Source organism: Vagococcus acidifermentans (assembly GCF_003987655.1).
In the GTDB taxonomy this organism is placed as follows: Bacteria; Bacillota; Bacilli; order Lactobacillales; family Vagococcaceae; genus Vagococcus_B; species Vagococcus_B acidifermentans.
In genome coordinates this window covers 109,856-128,406 of the sequence record NZ_NGKC01000002.1, presented here as the reverse complement: position 1 = coordinate 128,406, position 18,551 = coordinate 109,856, and the positions used below count along the sequence as shown (strand labels likewise).

The following is an 18,551-nucleotide window of genomic DNA, read 5'->3' as shown; positions in this document are numbered from 1 at the left end:
CTTTTATTTTTTTAAATCGTTAATCAGTTCAGCCGCTTGCACCAGTACTTTTTGCGCATCCGGCACGTAAAGTTCTTCAAGATTTTTAGCAAACGGAACTGGCGTATTCGGGGCACAGACACATTTTATCGGACCGTCAAGGTAGTCGAACGCTTTATCGCTGACGACTGAGGCGATGTCTGTTGCCGTATTATTGTGCGGATTAGCCTCATCAATAATGATTAAACGGCCCGTTTTTTTCACCGAATCGATAACCGTTTCTTCGTCCCACGGTGAAACTGTCAGAAGGTCAATCACCTCGACCGACACTCCTGATTGTGCCAGCTGTTTGGCAACATCAAGGGCTACGTATAGCATTTTTCCGATGGTCACGATTGTTAAATCAGTACCTTCTTGTCTCACGTTTGCCTGTCCGATAGGCACCGTGTAGTAGTCTTCCGGTACTTCGCCTTTTATACCGTACAATGTTTTATCTTCAGAAAAAATGACGATATTGTTTTCCTCAATCGCTGAAAGCAGCAGTCCTTTGGCATCATAAGGTGTAGCAGGCACTACCACTTTTATCCCCGGAATCGCCCCCAGCATCCCGTAATATGAGCCCGAGTGCTGTGCCGCGGCCGATGCCCCTGCCCCGTGGGTCGTTCGGACAGTCATCGGTATGGTCGCTTTACCGCCAAACATGTAGCGCATTTTTGAGCCTTGGGTCAAGATGGTGTCGAAACACACCCCGATAAAATCGTTAAACATCAATTCCGGCACTGGATGCAAACCGGTTGCCGCTGCCCCGACTGAGGCGCCCAAATAGCCCATTTCGGAAATCGGTGTATCAATGACGCGTTCCCTGCCGTACTTTTGCATTAGTCCTTTAGTGACGCCGAAGACTCCGCCCCACGCTTCTGCGTTGCCTTCCTCCAGATGCGTTACTTTGACTCCACCGGCGATGTCTTCTCCCAATAAGATGACCCGTTCGTCTTTTGCCATCGCCATATCCAATCCTTCATTGATCGCTTCCATAAAGGTTATTTCTCTAGCCATTATCATTGTCTCCTATCTTATTATTTTTAATAGAGTACATCTTCATACAATGCTTCCGGACGAGGTTCACGGCTGTTTTTGGCAAACGCCAGAGCAGCCTCGACATCAGCTGCCGCTTGTGTTTCTATTTTATCGGCCTCTTCAGCCGTCAGCCACTTCTCGCTGATGGCTGTTTTTCTGAATTCTGTGATACAATCTCTGTCCGCCAGCTCTTTCTCTTTACTTGCCGTCCGTGCTTTGTATTTCTGTTCATCCCCCTCGAAGTGGCCGTAATTGCGGTAAGTCACACATTCAATCAATGTCGGACCTTCACCTTTTCTCGCACGGTCGATGGCTTCTCCTGCTGTCTGATACACCTCGACCAGATCTTTACCGTCAACCCGCACACCCGGCATATTATACGCCGCCGCACGTTCTGCAATCGTTTTGGAAGCCGAAGAGTACCATTGCGGGGTGGACTCAGCAAACATGTTGTTCTCATTGACGAAAACCACCGGCAGCTGCCAGATTTTGGCTAGGTTCAAACTTTCATGGAACGACCCCTGGTTGGCTGCACCATCGCCAAAGAAACACACGGCAACATCGTTTGTCTTTAAATACTTGTTTCTCAAACCGGCGCCGACAGCCAGTGCAAATCCGCCTCCCACAACGCCATTGGCACCGAGCATGCCCTTGTCGACATCGGCTATATGCATGGAGCCGCCTTTGCCTTTACAAAGACCCGTTTCCTTGCCAAAAATTTCGGCCATCATGCTGTTCATGTCACAGCCTTTGGCGATACAGTGCCCGTGTCCCCGGTGTGTACTTGTGATATAGTCTTTTTGTGTCAAATGAGCACACACACCGGCAGCGACAGCCTCCTGTCCGGCTGACAAATGCACGAATCCGGGAATAACCCCTGTCAGAAACTCATCGTGGACAGTATCTTCAAAGCGGCGAATGTCATTCATCGTTTTGTAAATCCACAGTGCCTGTTCATTATCAATTTTTTTCATTGTAAAATCCTCCTAATGTTATTCTTACTGTTTCTGTTTACAATTGACGGCTTGCCTTACAGACTGTTTCTTCACTCGCCTTTTTCACTCATGTTTTTGGCATTTTGGTCACACCGGCCTTTCATTACTCCCCATCCTATTACATAGCAATAACCATGCCACTTGCTAAAAGCCTGTCAATATCACATTTGCCACACTTCAACATGAAAAAACCTGTGCCATTCTGACACATTATGTATCAGAATGGCACAGGTTTTTTCCAAACAGCTGTCTGCTTACGCAAAAAAACTCTCTTTACGAACGAAAAAATACTGAGAGTTCGTAAAAAGAGTATGTGTATGTCACTGATAATCGGCTTTAGCGTTTAATAGCGTATTTTTTCATTTTACGGTACAACGTAGAACGTGACAAGTTCAATGCGCGTGCCGTCTGACTGACGTGATAGGTATTTTCCTGCAAGGCTGTCATTATGCGCCGCTTTTCATCATCATCATGACCAGCCTCACTGCTCGCAACAGACAGCTGCCCCATCTCAATCAGCTGCCGCATCTGATTAACCGACGGGCATTGGTGCGGATAAGAAAGCCGTAAGCGTTCTAAAAAATTGCGGAACTCCCGAATATTGCCTAACCATTCGTATTCCCTCGATACGTGACATATTTGCTCCTGCCAGCTGATTAACCAGTCCTTCTGCCGGCAAAACTCATCGACCAGTTCCTGAAAATCTTCCGGCCGCTCCCTTAAAGGCGGAACCAGCAGCGGCAAGATGTAAATACGGTAAAACAAATCCTCGCGGAATGTGCCCCCTGCAACCAGTTCCTTTAAATCCTGATTGCTTGCAGTGACCAAGCGGAACGAGACGCTGATGTCTGACACAGCTCCGACAGGCGATACTTGCTTGTCTTCAATTACCCGCAGCAACGCTGTCTGCATACGCAGGGACATGCTGTCGATTTCATCTAAAAACAGCGTACCGCCGTCAGCCTGTCTGATTTTCCCGTGATGTCCTTTAGCTTTAGCGCCAGTGAATGCCCCCGGTGCATAGCCGAATAGTTCGCTCTCCAGTAAACTCTCGCTGACACTGCCGCAATTCACACGCACTAATTTTCCTTTTTGGCATCGCGGATGGTTGAAATGAAGCATCTCGACAATCCGTTCCTTGCCGCAACCGGTTTCACCAAAAACATGCACCGGGACATCACTGTCGGCAACATTTATCACCTGCGTCAGAAATTCATTGTAGCGCTGATTGCGGCTGCTGATGCCGGCATAAAAAAGTTTCTCTTTTGCCGATTCCTGATTAAACAGCCGGTAACCAATACCAACAGGCTGTTTGTCGCGGTAAAGCGTCTGCATATCAGACGATATATTCCTCCCGCTCAGCACCTGCGGCATATCTGCACCGATTTTAAGCCAGCTTTCCGACCGGTAACCGGAGGGAATATGAACAATGCGGTACTGCTCATCGCAGATTACCTTATCAGTCAGCGTTTCAGCGGCATACTGCAGCAAAAACCGTGTTTTATCCAATTCTTCACGGACCAGCTGATTCGTGACACACTGCGCAATCAGCTGCGAAATCGCGCGGCATTGTGGCAGGAAAGATGCTCGCTGAATGGACACATCAAGCACTCCCAGTAAATCATCTCTCCCGTCCACAATAGCTGTCGCATAACAGCTCCACTTGCGCTGCCCGGCCTGCTTGATGGCAGATTGGCTGGCAGATACAGCTTTTTCCAACTTGACAGAGCCGGAGACCTCCAGCTCTGTCTGCTTGCCATCACACCACAACACATTGCCTTCATCATCCGTTAAAACAAATACCGACTCTTTCCATAATGACTGTTCAGTTAAGTGACTGACTTTCTGTCTGACCAGTTGAACAAGCTTGGCGTGCAGCCGCTGCCGCGCTTGAAATTGCCCCTTCGTGAGCATGCGAGCCGGCATTTTTTTGAATGGAGCGGCTTGACGCTCACGGCAAAACTCCCACGAAGCGACTACTTTATTGGCTGCACGCAACGGACCAAGATTTTCACTCGCAACGAACCGTTTCCATGATTGATTTTCCACAATTTATGTCCCTCCTGATTGGGTTCAGCACACGACATAACTGGCAAACTGGACAACAGCTTTCAGTAATAAATATTTAACAGTCATCAGAAAGCACTTATCATTATTATCTCACATGTTGTTTGTTTTCTCTACCTAACGGACAAGCAATCATTATCGCAGCGCCTTTTCAATCGCCGGAACCATCTTTTCAGGCGTCGTCTGTGGTGCAAACCGTTCAATCACGCGGCCTTCTCTGTCCACCAAAAATTTTGTAAAATTCCACTTGATAGCCTGCCCCAGCGTGCCCGGCGCCTCAGATTTCAAATAGTCGAACAGCGGAGCCGTTTCCGCACCGTTTACCGCAATCAGCTCATGCATTGGAAAGCTGACGCCGTATGTCAGCCGGCATGCGGCGGCGGCTTCCTCAGATGTTGCCAGCTCTTGCTTGAACTGATTTGAAGGGAAGCCGAGTACCATAAGTCCCTGCTCTTTATACGTCTGATACAATGTTTCCAACGCCTCAAACTGCGGAGCAAGTCCGCATTTCGTCGCAGTATTCACAATCACCAGCACTTTGCCTTGATACTTCTCCAATGAATACACATCACCATTCTCTAACCTGACAGAAAAATCATAAATCGACATTTGTTTTCCCTCTTTTCTTTTTCTCAAGTATAGGCCTTTTCATTTGATTTGACTGTCAAACTGCTCAACCAAATCTGAACGGCTTGCCCTTTAGCATAACCAACATACATCATCCGACGGATGTCAGCTGAAACTCGGTCATTTATAATGGATGGTAAAATACAGATTCGTTTATAAATAAGGAGCGCACATTATGTCTGAAAACAACATTCTTGGCGGCTTGGCCTACTTATCGATTTTATTCGCACCATTTCTTTTACCGTTTATCATCTGGCTGCTTACAAATCGCCAGTCAGCAGCCCATGACCATGCTAAGCGGGCTTTTCTACTGCATCTGGTCCCTGTCATCCTGACAGGCATCTTGCTGATGGCGGCACTCTCAACCGGTTTTCTGGCGCATGATACACGGACTGTCAGCTTGTTAACAGTAACAGCAATGGCGGCCGGCGGATTAATTGACTTTTTATTCATTGGGTATAACCTTTATGCCGGTCTTAAATTGCTTGTCTCTTCCCGCTAATCTAATCATGCAAAAAACTCTTCAGAGCGATAAACGCTTTGAAGAGTTTTTTCTTTTATACGTGGATTGGCAAACCTAGTGCCAATTCTGCTGTATCCATCACAGCTTCTGAAAGTGACGGATGCGAATGAATAGTCAGAGCAATGTCTTCTGCATTCATGCCCGCTTCGATCGCCAGTCCGATTTCAGCAATCGTGTCACTTGCTCCCGCTCCGACAACCTGACCGCCAACGATGACGTTGTCTTCTTTCGTTGTCACTAGGCGAACAAATCCTTCTGTCTGATTCAAGGAAAGAGCACGACCGTTTCCGGCTAGTGTAAATTTCGACACCTTCACATCCAGACCAGCTTCTTTGGCTTCTTTTTCAGTCATGCCGACAGATGCCAGTTCAGGGTCTGTGAATGCAACCGCCGGCATCCCAATGTAATCTACTGCCACATCTTTACCGGAAATTGCTTCTGCAGCGATTTTTGCTTCATAACTTGCCTTGTGAGCCAATGCTGCGCCCGGCACAATATCGCCGATAGCGAAAATACTTTTCACGTTCGTACGGCATTGTTCATCCACTTTGACAAGACCGCGGTCGGTCATCTCAACACCGGCAATTTCAAGACCCAAATCGTCCGTGTTTGGTCGGCGTCCGACAGTCACCATCACGTAGTCTGCTTCGATTTTTTCTTCTTTGCCTTTGGCTTCGTAAGTAACCGTCACGCTGTTGCCGTTATCCACGGCTTCTTTAGCCATGGCATTTGTAACGACCTTGACGCCTTTTTTCTTGAAGGAGCGTTCGACTAATTTCACCATGTCTTTTTCAAAGTTAGGCAAAATTTGTGCCGTACCCTCAAGAATAGTGACTTCCGCTCCCAAATTGGCATACGCAGCGCCTAATTCGGCACCAATGACACCGCCGCCGACGATTGCCAATTTTTTAGGTACTTCTTTCAAGTTTAAGCCGCCAGTCGAATCAATGATCCGTCCGCCAAACTTGAAGCCTTTGATTTCAATCGGACGGCTGCCGGTTGCAACAATCGCATGATTGAATGAATATGTTTGTGCACTGTCTTCATGGATAACACGTAATGTGTTGGCATCAACGAAGAAGGCTTCACCGCGGATAATCTCCACTTTATTTTTCTTCAACAGAAACTCAACGCCTGACGTCAGTTTTTTGACGACAGAATTATCTTTCCATTCTTGTGTTTTGGCAAAATCCAGTTTGACACCCTCTGTTGTAATCCCGAAAACCTCTGAATCCAGAGCTTCCTGGTAATGATGTCCAGCACTGATTAATGCCTTTGATGGGATACAGCCTACATTCAAGCAGACCCCACCAATGTACTCCCGTTCGATGATTGCAACTTTTTGTCCCATTTGAGAGGCGCGGATTGCAGCGACATATCCGCCAGGACCTGCACCAATCACTACAGTATCCAGCTCCAATGCGAAATCTCCAACTACCATTCAGATATCACCTTAACCTTCCATTAATAATAATTCCGGATCTGCCAGCAAGCGTTTCACGTTGTTCATCGCTTTTTGGGCAGTCGCTCCGTCAACGATACGGTGATCAAAACTCAATGACAGTTTCATCACACGTCCGACAACCAGTTCACCAGCTGCATTGACTACCGGCTGTTGAACGATTGTCCCTACTCCTAAGATTGCTACTTCAGGGTAGTTGATAACCGGTGTGAACCAGCCGCCGCCGACTGAGCCGATATTACTGATGGTGATAGAGCCGTCACGCATGTCAGCCGCAGATAATTTTCCGTCGATTGCCATACCAGCTTTTTCAGTGATTTCATCTGCAATGTCGAACATGCCTTTACGGTCGGCATTTTTAATGTTCGGTACATACAAGCCATGATCCGTATCTGTTGCGATACCTATATTATAATAGTGTTTGTAAACAATTTCATCACTATTATCGTCAATTGACGCATTTAATACTGGGAACTTCTTGACAGTTGCTGTCAAAGCTTTTACAACATAAGGCAAGAAGGTTAATTTAGTATTGCGTTCTGCTGCAACTTCTTTAAATTTCTTGCGGTGATCCCACAGTTTAGACACTTCTACTTCATCATGCAGCGTTACATGAGGAGCTGTGTGTTTGCTGTTGACCATCGCTTTTGCAATCGCACGACGTGTCGGAGTCATTTTCTCTCTTGTTTCCAATTCGTCGACACCTACGAAAGGTTTTGCCGGTGCGGCAGGTTGTGCTGCTGGCGCTGCCGGTGCTGCGGCTGCTTCTGTAGCAGCTGCGGCTGGTGCTGCCGGTACTGCTTCACCAGTGAACCCGTCAATATCGGCACGTGTCACACGTCCGCCTTTGCCTGTCGGTGTGACTAATGTGATGTCGACACCTTTTTCACGGGCATACTGACGTACTGACGGCATAGCCAGTACACGTCCGCCAGCTTTGCCTGTCGGTGCTGCGGCTGGTGCCGGTGTTGCCGGTGCTGCAGCTGCTTGAGCTGGGGCAACGGCCGGTGCGCCTGCAGGTACAGCATCATTGTGCCCCGGTGCATCGATTTCAACAAGGACGTCACCCACATTTGCAACTGTTCCTTCAGGTACGATAACGTTGACAACCGTTCCTGTAACAGGGGACGGGATTTCTTCAACAGATTTATCATTTTGGACTTCTAATAATGTATCATCTTCATTGATCGTATCGCCGGCTTTGACAAACCATTTGACGATTTCTCCTTCAGCAATACCTTCGCCGATATCCGGCAATTTGAACTGGAAGACTGCACCGGATGCAGCTGGAGCTGCAGCAGCAGGTGCTTCCGCGGCTGCCGGCGCATCGTCGTCAGACTCATGTCCCGGAGCGTCGATCTCAACGAGGACATCGCCGACATTGGCAACAGTCCCTTCCGGAACGACGATGTTCAGTACTTTCCCTGTAACTGGAGACGGGATTTCTTCAACAGATTTATCATTTTGAACTTCTAGTAATGTATCATCTTCGTTAATCGTGTCGCCTGGTTTAACAAACCATTTAACAATTTCACCTTCGGCAATGCCTTCGCCGATATCTGGTAATTTAAATTTGAAAGCCATGTTCGATTTTCTCTCCTTTATACTAATTTCACCGCTTAGAATTCGTAAGTTTCTTTCACTTTCGCTTCAATATCTGCTGCGTTCGGCAACCAGACATTCTCAGCTTGACCGAATGGGAAAATCGTATCTGGCGCTGACACACGTCCAATTGGCGCTTCAAGTGACAGGACTGCCCGTTCAGAAATTTCTGAAACGACCTGAGCACCGACGCCTGCTTGTTTTTGTGCTTCCTGTACGACAACCACGCGACCTGTTTTCTTCACTGAATTGATGATTGTTTCCACATCAAGCGGCGCAACTGTACGCAGGTCGATAATTTCAACTGAAATGCCTTGTTTTTCAAGATTTTCTGCAGCTTTGATTGCTTCACGGACCATTGCACCGTACGTGATGATTGAGACATCTGTCCCTTCACGGGTTACAGCAGCTTTATCCAAAGGCACAGTGTAGGCTTCATCCGGTACTTCTTCACGGAATGAACGGTAAAGTTTCATGTGTTCCAAATAAACAACCGGGTCATTGTTGCGGATAGCTGAGATCAGCAGACCTTTAGCATCGTACGGGTTGCTTGGAATCACAACGCGGAGACCCGGTGATTGTGCCATCAGGCCTTCCAAGTTGTCGGAGTGAAGTTCAGGTGTGTGAACTCCGCCGCCGAATGGCGCACGAATAGTGACCGGCAGATTGCGTGTGCCGCTCATACGGTATCTTGTCCGTGCCATTTGTCCGACGATTTCATCCATTGTTTCAAATACAAATCCGAAAAACTGGATTTCAGCAACCGGACGGAATCCTTCCAATGCTAAACCGAATGCCAAACCGCCAATGCCTGATTCCGCCAAAGGGGTATCAAAGACACGTTCTTCGCCGAACTTGGCTTGCAAGCCTTCAGTGGCACGGAATACCCCGCCGTTATTACCAACGTCTTCACCAAAAACCAATACATCTGGATTGTTCTCAAGTTCCAGCGCTAATGCATCTGTAATTGCTTGTATCATTGTTTTTTGTGCCATGATTAGTTCGACTCCTTCGCTTCATAAATTGCAATTTGCTCTTTAATTGTTTGAGGTGCTTCCTCGTACATGTTTTTCAGGAAGTCAGACACTTTTTGTTTTGGAACGGCATCTGCTTCTTTGATTGCTTGTTTGATTTCTTCTTTTGCTGCTTCAATCAGCTCTTCTTCTTTTTCTTCTGACCACAGACCTTTTTCAGTCAGGTAGTTGCGGAAACGAGTCAACGGATCGCGTTTCACCCAGATGTCTTCTGTTTCTTTTGAACGGTAACGAGTCGGGTCGTCACCAGAAAGAGTGTGCGGACCGTAACGGAATGTCATTGTTTCAATCAGCACCGGGCCATTGCCGTTGGCTGCCCAATCACGCGCTGCTTTAGAAACCGCATAAACGGCCAGAGCGTCCATGCCGTCGACTTGGATAGACGGGATACCTGCTGCCACACCTTTTTGTGCCAACGTTTTAGCTGCTGTCTGCAATTCTCTTGGAGTTGAAATGGCGTAACCGTTATTTTGAATATAAAATACAGCATTGGCTTTATAAGCACCTGCAAAGTTGATGCCTTCGTAGAAGTCGCCCTGTGATGAACCGCCGTCACCAGTGTATGTGAATGCCACATTCTTCTTGCCGCGTTTTTTCAAGCCCAGCGCCACGCCGGCAGCTTGGACATATTGCGCACCGATAATGATTTGAGGTGGCAATGCATGCAAGTCTTCAGGGTATTTATTGCCTTCCGCGTGCCCTCTGGACCACAGGAATGCTTTTGTCAATGACAAACCGTGTTGAATCAACTGCGGTACATCACGGTAACCCGGCAGCAGCACGTCTTCCTTTTCCATGGCAAAATGACTGGCAAGCTGACTAGCTTCCTGTCCTGCAGTCGGGGCATAGAATCCCAACCGTCCTTGTCTGTTCAATGCTGTGGAACGCTGGTCAAGCACACGTGCCCACACCATGCGGCTCATCAGATCAACCAGTTCATCGTCTGTCAAATCAGGCATTAGATCTGCGTCAACGACTTTGCCTTCCTCATCGAGCACTTGAACCATCGGAAAGTCTGCATTAATGTCATTCAGAAGCGCTTCAAAGTCAAGTGGGTTAAATTTTTTCTTCGCCATTTTGTTACACAATCCTCTCTTTTTAACAATTAAAATTGTATTTTATAAAACAGGCTAAAAATCTGTATTATTTTCTATGCCTTTACATTTAATAATTTAACACGGTGAAAAAAGATATGCAAGCGATAAAGCTCAACTAAAATACGCTAAAAACCTTTTTGTTTCTGTATTTAAACCATAGTGAATAAAATCACTTTCGTTTCTGCAAGCAGTTCTTTTTTTATGTAAGGGGTTTAGCAAACTGTTTCCTGCTGTCACACTATATCCACCAATCTGTTATACATTAGTTTTCAGAAAACTGGAAGAAAACATGCCCGTACGTCATTTTTGACAGTGTTGATTGAATGGACAAGCTGCTGATTCTGTTACACAGCAAAAACACATGTCTCCTGTCTTTCTAAAAAAAACAGGAAACATGTGTTGCATTCGCTATTTTTCTGTGTTGATTTCCTGCTGCTTGTGAACTAAATAATTTGACGCTTGTTACAGCCAAGAGTGATTCTTGACATATTTCATCTTGATAACTTGTGCAGTCAGCATGTAGCCAAAAACGACCACGATTAAGAACAGCCAGTAGCTGCCAGGCAGTGCCGTCATATCCAGATAAGATCTGACAGGGTCGATGAGGACAATCGCTATCCCCGCCGCAACAGCCAGCAAACTGCTGATTAAAACGGACGGACTGGCGTTACTTTGCACAAATGGTATCTTCTCAGTCCGGATAACATGAATAATGACCGTCTGCGTCGTCAGCCCGACAACAAACCAGCCTGTTTGGAAGAGGCTTTGTTCGGCGATCGTGTTGGCACCGAACACATTCCACATAACGAGAAACGTGATGATGTCGAAAATGCTGCTGATAGGTCCAATCATTAATGTAAATTTCAGCAAGTCTTTGGTTTCAAAAATAACTGGTTTCATGATTTGCTCTTCATCTACCCGGTCCCATGGCATGGCTAACTGTGAAAAGTTGTAAATCAGATTTTGCACCAGTATTTGCATGGAAAGCATCGGCAGAAATGGCAGAAACGCACTGGCAACAAGGACGGAGAACACGTTGCCGAAGTTGGAGCTGAGCGTCATCATGATATACTTCATCATGTTTTTAAAGACAGTCCGTCCTTCAATCACACCATCGACCAGCACATTCAGACTCTTTTCCAGTAAAATAATCGAACTGGCTTCTTTGGTGATGTCCGCAGCTGTATCGACCGACACACCCACATCGGCTGCCCGCAAAGCCGGCGCATCATTGATGCCGTCGCCCATAAAGCCGACCGTGTGCCCCTGCTTTCTTAGCACTTCAATAATCCGCGATTTCTGCATCGGGTTAAGTTTGGAGAACAGGTTGGAAGAGGCAGCTGCCTCGGCCAGTTGTTTGTCATCCATTTGTTCGACATCCTGCCCGGTATAGGCGTGATCGACATGGATGCCCACATCTTCACAGACTTTCCGCGACACGATTTCATTGTCGCCGGTCAGTACTTTGATGGCAACACCGTGTTCTTTCAGCGACGTGATGGCTGAAACGGCCGACTGTTTGGCAGGGTCAAGAAATCCGACAAAACCGACTAAAATCATGTCTTTCTCATCAGCCACCGAATAGGTCGGCGTATCGTGGACATCGCCTTTGTATGCGACGGTGATTACCCGCATGCCTTTTTCATTCATCGATCGGTTGACACGGTTGATTTCTTCATGAAGCTCATCCGTCAGCGGCACGACGTTGTTGTCGATTTCGACATAAGAACAGATTTTAGACATCTCTTCCACCGCGCCTTTGGTAATCATCAGCTGATGACCGCTCTCCTTCAGCACAACAGTCAGCCGGCGGCGTGAAAAATCAAAGGGAATCTCATCTATTTTTTCAACATTGACAAACTTACTATGTTCGTTATGTTTTTCATAAAAGTGAATCACGGCATAATCCATCAGATTTTTCCAGCCCGTCTGATAGTTTGAATTTAGAAACGCCATGTCGATGACCTTCTGATTCATTTTGCCCATCGGGTTGACATGTTCAACCAGCACGACCCGGTCCTCCGTGATAGTGCCTGTTTTATCTGTACACAAAACATCCATTGAGCCAAGGTTTTGGATAGCATTCAGCTCTTTGACGATGACTTTCTTTTTAGCCAGCGACTGGGAACCTTTTGCTAAATTGCTGGTGACAATCGCCGGTAGCATCTCAGGTGTCAATCCGACTGCCACAGCGACGGCAAAGAAAAATGCCTGTGACCAGTCGCCCTTTGTAAACCCGTTCAAGAGAAGTACAATAGGAAATAACACGCCGACCATTCTCAGCAACAATTTACCAATCCGGTTCAAGTCTTTATCAAATGACGTCACAGCCCGCCGGGTACTTGCTTTTTTGGCAATGTCGCCAAAAAAGGTCTGCTTGCCCGTCTTTAAAATCAGAGCTTCGCCCTTTCCGCTCAACACATCTGTCCCCATAAACACAAGATTGCTCATGTCGATTGCGGAATCTTCCTCGTCTTCGTGACTGTCAATGTCGGTGATTTCAAATTTTTCAACTGGCATTGATTCACCAGTCAAAGACGACTGATTGACAAACAAGTCTTTCGTCCAAAGCAGCAGGCTGTCGGCTGGGATCATGTCGCCGGCTGACAGCTGGACGATATCTCCCGGTACGACTTCTTCCATCGGACGCTCTCTCACTTCATCGTCGCGCTTGACAGCACAGGTATGTTTAATCATGTCCTGCAGGGCAAAAGCTTCACGCTGGGCTTTGTAGTCCTGTACAAAGCGCAGTATCGCACTTGCCAAAATCATGATAATCATGACCGTGGCTGTTTCATAGTCGGCTGTCAGTACAGATACGGCAAACAACAGCAGCAGTACGTAAATAAACGGGTCAAGAAATGAGTGAAACAGCAACTTGTACCATGGCGTCGGTTTTTGAATGTCGACTTTGTTTTCTCCATATTCCAGCAGCCGGTTCCGCGCATCTTCAGAGGTCAGGCCTTTCGGGGATGTCCGGAACGCCATCATCAAATCGCGTGTACTCATTTTTGCCAAATTTTTCAAATCGGTATTTTTTGTCACATTGGTCAATTCTTTTTTCATCTTCAACACTCTCCTTTTTTATAGGATGAGCTTCTTCTTGCTGACTAGGCGGAAAAAGCCCTCCTTCCGCAACCAACCGTCTGCATCGTCTGCATCTTCCCTCATAATCATTGCCACTTTTTCCACCGTCCTTTCAGTACTTACACACAAAAAAAGCACCCTCAAAAAAGAGAGTGCATAAACACTTGAGATAATTGCCGCACACGGCAGTTTCGTTATGACCTCTTCGTTGAGCTTTAGCACTACATGGCGTAGATACACGTATCAGCTACATTAAGAAAAGCCTTAAGTCGACCATTCCTGTTAACCCGTTGAACCATTCGTCCAAACTTTTTCAAACATCTTTGGATATTTGCAGGGCAGTAGCGTGTGTCCATATAGGAGCCTCACCTAACAGATGTTATTGTGATGTATTACATCTATAACAGTATACCTCAATTGCTCTTTTGTCAAATCATTCCCAGTAATGATTTGACAAAGCCGCTAATTTATCAGCAATTTCTAATGAATTATCCGGTGAAATCCGCGCAAAGTTCAGCCGGAGCGCCGGTTTTTTTATTCCGAACAAAAAACTGGGTGCTGCCAACAGGCCGGCATCAAATAAAGCGTGCATGTTTTTCATCGTCACATTGTGCTGTTTTAATTCCAGCCACAAATAAAAGCCGCCTTCGGGCAGACGGTAATCGAATAAACCGGGAGCACGCCTTTCCAAATCAGCGGTAAACAACTGCAAGCGGTCTGACAACTGCCTGCCAAGACGGCTCAGCTTTTGTGCGTACTGCTGATTGTTCATTGCATTTAACGCCAGGACCTGCGGAAAAATACTGACGTCTGCATCCATTTCCTGACGCGCATCCGACAATTTACCAATGACTGCCGGCGGTGCAGACAGCCAGCCGATTTTGGTACTGGAACCCAGAATTTTTGAGAGAGAACCGATGTAAAGCACATTGTCAAAATCAAGTTCCTTCAAGCTGGGAATATACGGTGTCTCCGGAAAATACAAATCAGCGAACACATCATCTTCTACTATTGGTACCTGATATTGATTGCACAAAGCTACCAGCTCTTGTCGGCGCTTCAAACTCATCTGCACGCCGGTCGGATTTTGAAACGTCGGATTGACGAAAACCATCCGGATTTTATTTTTCAAAATGCTTTTCTCAAGCGCATCAATCCGCATGCCCTCATCATCCATCGGTATCCCGAACATGCGGACACCGGCAACTTGGAAAAGAGACAGGGAATACAGAAATGACGGTGCCTCCACCGCAATCGCATCTCCTTTTTGCAGCAGCACTTGAATAATCAGAAACAAAGCCTGCTGTGCACCTGAGGTAATCAGCAGGTTATCAGGCTGATCAAATTGCGGAGTTTTTGCAGCTAAATGTGTGCTGATTTTTTGCCTGAGCGGCGGATACCCCAGCTTATCCTGATAGGCATCTTCCTTCAAAAATTCTTTCCAAGTGATATTCGGCAATTCCAATGTCGGAATGAGCTCCAGCGGCAAATCGCCGGTCACAAGGTCGATATAGCCCGACGAGTGGCGGAGTGTCATCAGCTGTTCCATGAAAGTGCCGTGCACATCAAAATTATCGGTCATCAAATAATCCCGCCAATCAATTGTCGGACCAGTATACACTCCCCATTTGCCATCATTGATAATCGTGCCGCTCCCTTGCCTGCGGATGACAATCCCCATCGCAGCAAGCTCATCCAAGGCATGGACAACCGTGGAACGATTGACTTGAAATTTTTCCGCAAGCGCTCTTTCTGACGGAATTTTTTGCCCGGGCAGCAACAGTCCGCTTTGGATGTGCTGCATAATCAACTTGACAATACTTTGGTAAATAGGCAGCCCCGGTTCGCGTGTTAATTCCCACATCATGAGTCCTCCTGTCAAAACAAAGTGGATGGGTCCACATTAACCCAATTGGCTGTTTTTGTCAAAAAGAATCTGAGGTATACTGTAATCAGTCATTTTTTAACAAACGGAGGGATTGTTTTGATTAAAAAAACATTAACAGTTGCCGGTTCAGATGCCAGCGGCGGCGCCGGTATCCAGGCAGATTTAAAAACCTTTCAAGAATACGGGACATTCGGCTTCACCGCCGTCACTTGCATCGTCACAATGGACCCGGACAATAACTGGGCGCACAACGTGACAAACATCAGTCCGGAGATTGTCAGAAACCAGCTGAAAACTATTTTCTCAGCCGGCCCGGTCGATGCCATGAAAACAGGTATGCTGGGAACCATTGAAGCTATCAACCACACACGGGAATTCATCGACATCCACCAACAGAAAAATATCGTCATCGATCCTGTCATGGCATGCAAAGGCACCGATGAACTGCTGCAGCCGGAAAATGTGGCTGAACTAAAAAAAAGACTGATCCCGCTAGCAACGGTCGTCACGCCTAATCTGCTGGAAGCAGGTATCTTGTCAGAGCTGGGGACGCTGACCTCAGTCGACGACATGATTGCGGCAGCTAAAAAAATCAAAGACTTGGGACCTGAAACTGTCGTTGTCAAAGGCGGCAAAGCATTCCACAGCGACCAGGCTGTTGATGTCTTTTTTGACGGCAAAGACGTAACCGTCCTGAAATCGAAAAAAATTCCGACCCATAATAATCATGGCGCAGGCTGCACATTTGCCGCCGCGGTGACTGCCGGTCTGGCAAAAGGCATGACGCCGCAGACAGCTGTTGAAACAGCAAAGCAGTTCGTCACGGCTGCCATCAAAAACGGGGTCGATATTTACCCGTACGTCGGGCACATCTGGCACGGTGCATACAATGAAGCTGAAAAGCGCATGACAAAAAACTGATTCACGGATAAATTTCAAAAAAAGCACAATATGATTTCCGATTTTGCGAAGTTTTCTGTATAATATAAAAAAAACGGGTGAAAATAATGGGGAAAAAACTTAAAAATGCTTTTTTCATAACGCTGATTTATATTCTTGTCGCAAATATCGGAAACTTTTTTTTCGATAGAACGGGGGCAATTGATTGGACCTCTACCCTTTGGGAAGCGGCCTTCTTCTTTATGTTTATTTACTTACTGCAAATGTTCCGGACAAAAAAATAAATGCGTGTTGAGTCGGCAGGGAAATTGGCTTACTTTTTATAGTAATTACTGGTATAATGAATTCAAAAAGAGGACAGTACATGCAATATAAAAAATTAATTATTTTTTTTGTGAATATGGCCATCGTGTTTGTTTTTATGATAGTGTTGATGCTTGTGTTGCAAAAAAATGAATCGTCCAGTAATTCTCCCATCAGCTTCGTTTTAGCTGCAATCCTGCTTATCTCATATTTTGCCTATAAGTACGGCTATAAACGCAATAACAAAAACCGAAAAAAATAAACCGCCCAAAAAATCCGGGCGGTTTTTTTCGTTGCCCGAAGCGTGTCACCTTTCTATCCGTGAGAGGTTTGCTTTACACCCGGTTCGCTCCGATGATAGAATAAAGTGAAGGAGGCGTTTTCAATGGAACAGTATCATCACATTCTTGTTGCTTATGATAAATCCGAGCAGTCAAGAAAAGCTTTGAGACAAGCATTCGACATCGCCGAATATAACAACAGTCTGGTGACCATTCTCTATGTTGCCGATTCGTTCGGCTTGAATCCCACTAATCCAGTTGTCCTTGGTGCAATCGATGATTACTACAAGTCTGAGGAATACACATTGACAAAATCCCTTGAAAAAATCGTCAGTGAACGAGATTCGAAAGACAAACCGGAAGTCAAAATCATTACGCTCAAAGGCAATGCCAAGCGTAAAATCGTCAAGTTCGCAAAGGAAAGAAAAATCGACCTCATCGTTATGGGAGCCACCGGCAAACACGGCACCGAGCAGAATATTGTGGGTACGACCACTTCTTACGTTGTGAATCATGCACATTGTCAGGTGCTGGTCGTCCGGTAGCAAACAGCTTCGTACAGCAACTGATTGCCAATCTGAAAATCCTGCCCGTTTCTTAATCGAAACAGGCAGGATTTTTTCATGTATTGGTTGAGATTAGTTTGAAGCTGCACCCGGTTCAGACGCAATAATTTGCAAATCGCCTTCTATGCGCCAGTTTTTAATATCATTTGGCAAAATAAAATGTGTGCCTTTCGTCAATTCGAAGCCCTTTGCCTGGTCATTGACATAAATGTGGCCATACCCGTCAAGTACACTGACCAGTGTATACGGCGCTTGTCGTTTAAATCTTAAAATGCCTTCCACATGCCACTCATATACATTGAAGAAATCAGTCTTGATGAAAGTCGTCACGCTAGAGGCTTTCTCAATTTCCTGAGAAATATGCAGTCTCGGCTCAACGAACGGGACAGTTGTTACATCAATCGACTGCTGGATATGTAAGTCGCGGAAGTTGCCCTGGTCGTCCTTTCGGTTATAGTCGTACACACGATACGTCGTATCACTGCTTTGCTGCGTTTCCAGTATCATCAGCCCCTTGCCGATAGCATGAATCGTTCCGCTCGGCACGAAGATAAAGTCACCTTTTTTGACTTTGACTCGTTTCAGCAGTTTTTTCCACTTGCCTTTTTTAATCATTTCTTTAAGTTCTTCCCGGGTCTGTGCGTGATGGCCGTAAACGATTTCGGCTCCCGGATCGGCTTGCAGCACGTACCAGCATTCGGTTTTCCCCAGTTCTCCTTCGTTCGCCATGGCGTACGCATCGTCTGGATGCACTTGAACCGACAAGTCATCATTGGCATCAATGATTTTAGTCAGCAGCGGGAAAACAGCTTCTTCCGGATGACCAAACAAGGCAGGATAGTCTTGCCAGACCTCGTCCAGTTTTTTTCCTTTCAGCTTGCCATTTATTATTTCACACGTGCCGTGCGGATGCGCACTGATAGCCCAGCACTCGCCTGTTTGCTGACTTGTGATGTCATAGTCGAAGATTGTTTTCAGCTTTGTGCCGCCCCATATTTTTTCTTGAAAAACCGGTTTTAAAAAAAGTGGTTGTCCCATAAAAACACCTCAATTAACAAATTTG

General features: G+C 46.3%; 14 protein-coding genes and 1 riboswitch. Of the genes, 3 read left to right on the top strand and 11 right to left on the bottom strand.

Annotated features, from left to right (window positions below):
* Positions 1-3 precede the first annotated feature (3 nt).
* The 4 genes from CBF27_RS02790 to CBF27_RS02775 form a co-directional block, all read right to left on the bottom strand.
* The gene (locus CBF27_RS02790) at positions 4-1,035 is read right to left on the bottom strand and encodes an alpha-ketoacid dehydrogenase subunit beta (protein ID WP_126812198.1); all 1,032 of its coding nucleotides are present in this window, start codon (positions 1,033-1,035) and stop codon (positions 4-6) included.
* 26 nt (positions 1,036-1,061) lie between these two features.
* Complete coding sequence (locus CBF27_RS02785; protein WP_126812196.1) at positions 1,062-2,030, bottom strand: thiamine pyrophosphate-dependent dehydrogenase E1 component subunit alpha; 969 nt, start codon at positions 2,028-2,030, stop codon at positions 1,062-1,064.
* Positions 2,031-2,387: 357 nt separating this feature from the next.
* A complete protein-coding gene (locus CBF27_RS02780) occupies positions 2,388-4,100 on the bottom strand; it encodes a sigma-54-dependent Fis family transcriptional regulator (RefSeq protein ID WP_126812194.1) in 1,713 nt (570 codons plus the stop codon).
* Positions 4,101-4,253: 153 nt separating this feature from the next.
* Positions 4,254-4,727 (bottom strand): glutathione peroxidase, encoded by a 474-nt coding sequence (locus tag CBF27_RS02775; protein WP_126812192.1) that lies wholly within the window; start codon positions 4,725-4,727, stop codon positions 4,254-4,256.
* Between the two features lie 193 nt (positions 4,728-4,920).
* Here CBF27_RS02775 and CBF27_RS02770 point away from each other — a divergent pair, with 193 nt between their 5' ends.
* A complete protein-coding gene (locus tag CBF27_RS02770) occupies positions 4,921-5,247 on the top strand; it encodes a magnetosome magnetite crystal formation protein family (protein WP_126812190.1) in 327 nt (108 codons plus the stop codon).
* Between the two features lie 55 nt (positions 5,248-5,302).
* Here CBF27_RS02770 and lpdA read toward each other — a convergent pair whose 3' ends face one another.
* The 6 genes from lpdA to CBF27_RS02740 all read right to left on the bottom strand — a co-directional run bounded on the left by lpdA (position 5,303) and on the right by CBF27_RS02740 (position 15,414).
* Positions 5,303-6,709, bottom strand: coding sequence for a dihydrolipoyl dehydrogenase (gene lpdA / locus CBF27_RS02765; protein ID WP_126812188.1), 1,407 nt, complete (start codon positions 6,707-6,709; stop codon positions 5,303-5,305).
* Positions 6,710-6,721: 12 nt separating this feature from the next.
* Entirely contained in the window at positions 6,722-8,314 is a 1,593-nt protein-coding gene (locus CBF27_RS02760) for a dihydrolipoyllysine-residue acetyltransferase (protein ID WP_126812186.1), read from the bottom strand.
* Positions 8,315-8,349: 35 nt separating this feature from the next.
* Positions 8,350-9,327 (bottom strand): alpha-ketoacid dehydrogenase subunit beta, encoded by a 978-nt coding sequence (locus CBF27_RS02755; protein ID WP_126812184.1) that lies wholly within the window; start codon positions 9,325-9,327, stop codon positions 8,350-8,352.
* Between the two features lie 2 nt (positions 9,328-9,329).
* Positions 9,330-10,442 carry a pyruvate dehydrogenase (acetyl-transferring) E1 component subunit alpha gene (gene pdhA, locus CBF27_RS02750; protein ID WP_126812182.1) on the bottom strand — a complete coding sequence of 371 codons (1,113 nt, stop codon included), beginning with the start codon at positions 10,440-10,442 and terminating at the stop codon, positions 9,330-9,332.
* A 483-nt stretch (positions 10,443-10,925) separates the two neighbouring features.
* Positions 10,926-13,529, bottom strand: a complete 2,604-nt coding sequence (gene mgtA, locus CBF27_RS02745) for a magnesium-translocating P-type ATPase (protein WP_126812180.1) — start codon at positions 13,527-13,529, stop codon at positions 10,926-10,928.
* A 216-nt stretch (positions 13,530-13,745) separates the two neighbouring features.
* Positions 13,746-13,934: riboswitch (M-box (ykoK) riboswitch) on the bottom strand.
* A gap of 49 nt (positions 13,935-13,983) precedes the next feature.
* Positions 13,984-15,414, bottom strand: coding sequence for an aminotransferase-like domain-containing protein (locus tag CBF27_RS02740; protein WP_170174984.1), 1,431 nt, complete (start codon positions 15,412-15,414; stop codon positions 13,984-13,986).
* 120 nt (positions 15,415-15,534) lie between these two features.
* Here CBF27_RS02740 and thiD point away from each other — a divergent pair, with 120 nt between their 5' ends.
* Together thiD and CBF27_RS02730 are read left to right on the top strand one after the other, a co-directional pair.
* Entirely contained in the window at positions 15,535-16,359 is an 825-nt protein-coding gene (gene thiD, locus CBF27_RS02735) for a bifunctional hydroxymethylpyrimidine kinase/phosphomethylpyrimidine kinase (RefSeq protein WP_126812176.1), read from the top strand.
* Positions 16,360-17,026: 667 nt separating this feature from the next.
* Entirely contained in the window at positions 17,027-17,467 is a 441-nt protein-coding gene (locus CBF27_RS02730; protein WP_126812174.1) for a universal stress protein, read from the top strand.
* A 93-nt stretch (positions 17,468-17,560) separates the two neighbouring features.
* Here the strand turns inward: CBF27_RS02730 and manA are convergent, their stop codons facing one another.
* Complete coding sequence (gene manA / locus CBF27_RS02725) at positions 17,561-18,526, bottom strand: mannose-6-phosphate isomerase, class I (protein WP_126812172.1); 966 nt, start codon at positions 18,524-18,526, stop codon at positions 17,561-17,563.
* Positions 18,527-18,551: the final 25 nt, after the last annotated feature.